The sequence below is a fragment of the Okeania sp. SIO2C2 genome (assembly GCF_010692625.1).
GTDB lineage: Bacteria > Cyanobacteriota > Cyanobacteriia > Cyanobacteriales > Microcoleaceae > Okeania > Okeania hirsuta.
This window is the reverse complement of sequence record NZ_JAAHGM010000151.1, coordinates 1-2,157: the sequence shown is the minus strand read 5'-3', so window position 1 is coordinate 2,157 and position 2,157 is coordinate 1. Positions and strand designations below refer to the sequence as shown.

General features: G+C 34.2%; 2 protein-coding genes. One reads left to right on the top strand and one right to left on the bottom strand.

Translation table 11 applies throughout. The annotated features are described in order from the left end of the window. Positions 1-101: 101 nt before the first annotated feature. On the bottom strand, positions 102-530 hold the full coding sequence (locus F6K18_RS35980; protein ID WP_287528145.1) for a hypothetical protein: 429 nt from the start codon (positions 528-530) through the stop codon (positions 102-104). Positions 531-606: 76 nt separating this feature from the next. On the opposite strand from F6K18_RS35980, the gene F6K18_RS35975 reads away from it, so the two are divergent. Next, positions 607-2,037 carry an NF041680 family putative transposase gene (locus F6K18_RS35975; protein ID WP_287528143.1) on the top strand — a complete coding sequence of 477 codons (1,431 nt, stop codon included), beginning with the start codon at positions 607-609 and terminating at the stop codon, positions 2,035-2,037. Positions 2,038-2,157: the final 120 nt, after the last annotated feature.

Genomic DNA, 2,157 nt, shown 5'->3' with positions numbered 1-2,157 from the left:
ATTGGACTTTGGACAAAAAAAGTTAGCGTAATATTTACACTAACTACTGAAATTAAGATTTAAAGACCGAATTCATACTGGAATTATCTTTGTTTTTGAAATTATTTATCATCCTGAAAATCATAGGATGGGTCTGGTTCAATTTCTCCACCGAAACAGATATCTAAATAACTTTCTTGAAGGGAATAAACAACTCTCTCCAACTCATCAATAAGATTCCTTCGAGTCATTTTTTCAACTGCATCAATATGAGCTTCACTTCCCCCTTTTCCTAAATACTTATATTTAGTTTTTTTCTGACTATCAGTAGCCATAGGAAAAATCGGTGAAGTAGATTGTAATTTATAATAATAGTACAGTTTCTGATTTCTATTGACTTGATAACGAATGATATGACAATCACGAGGAATGACCTCTCCTTCTCGTTCAATTTTCTTAATTTTCTGCTTCATCTTACGGATTAAACTCTGAATTTGTTTCCCTCTAATGGTTGCTGATTGAGTGGTTTGCTTGGATGTTGTTGTAGACATGAGACTGAATAGTTAAGAAAGGATTTAGATTGGCGTAAAATATACACTAACATTCAGAGGTGTATTATTCACAACCATGGAAAATCAAGAAAACAGTCAGTCCATCAAGGAGTTTTTATGCTGGAGGGAAAACCTCTATCATGGAGTTAATGCCAGAAAAGAAACTGTTATAGAATTAGTAGATGCCCTCTCATCAAACTCCATCGCAAGTTCGGTAGTAGAATTGTCTGAACATCCTTTATTTCGACGAGATTATAACAGTTTATATAAAGGAATTCAAGAATTTTTACCTGATAAAAATGATGATAATTACTCACAACAAGTTAATTACTTATTAGAGGCTGTATCTCAAACAATTCCTACTCCAGTTTCCCGACATTTTCATTTATTTGGAATTGATACAACTCCTTGCCCACGTCCTTTTTCAGCTACATTGGCCGACAAAACTTTTATCCATTATCCCAATCCAATTCAAGGAAATAAACCCATTAGTATTGGCCATTCTTATTCAGTTATATGCGCTTTACCAGAGGGAATAGCAACAGGTAATGTACCTTGGGCTGTTCCCTTATTGGCAGAAAGGGTTCCCTCGTCAGAAAAAGCTACTAACATTGGTAATAAACAACTGGAAAAAATCTTTAACACTGGTTCTTTCTGTGGAGATAAGTTATCAGTTTTAGTGGCTGATAGTTTCTACAGTCAAAGAGATTTTATTGGAGAACAAGTGAAGCAAAATAACTTAGTTACTGTGACCAGAATCAGAAGTAATCGAGTTTTTTACCGTCAATTTATCAGCAAAAAAAAACAAAAAATTACTTCAGGACATCCTCGTTGGTATGGAGATAAGTTTGACCTTAAAGATGAGAATACTTGGCATAAACCTACTGGGATTAGTCAATCCATTTTTACTACTAAAAAAGGTCGTCAACTGACAGTAACAATTTCGGGTTGGAAACAGATGTTAATGAAAGGAACTCAGAACTATAAAATGAATCGTCATCCTTTTACTTTAATACGAATTACTATTACTGATGAAGTCGGTAATCGGATTTGGAAACCGATGTGGTTAATTGCTATAGGTCCTCGTCGTGAAGAGTTGAGTTTAATTGATTGCTATGAGTCTTATCGACAGCGTTATGACATGGAACATTTGTTTCGATTTGGAAAACAAAAATTGTTGATGACTGCTTATTCAACTCCGGATGTCCAACATGAAGAAAATTGGTTTAAATTAACACTCATTGCTTATGTTAATTTATGGACTGCAAGGAATTTAGCTGTTGTTTTACCCCATCATTGGGAACAGTATTTGAAGAATAAGAAATCAGTTAAAATTACTCCCAGTTTAGTTCAAAGAGACTTTTATAGAATAATTTCAACTTTGGGAACAATGGCTACATCTCCCAAACGTCGAGGTTATTCTTCTGGACGTATTAAAGGATATAAAAAAACACCAAGAACTCGTCATCAAGTTATCACAAAAGGGAACAAAAATTCTCGAAAATAACTAAAAGTTGGCATCCCCGTCGGCGATCACTCTCAATTATTTCTATTTTTCAGTGATTAAATTCACTGGAGACAGAGGAACATTGCCAGATATGATTAGCGTAATTATTACACTAACTAT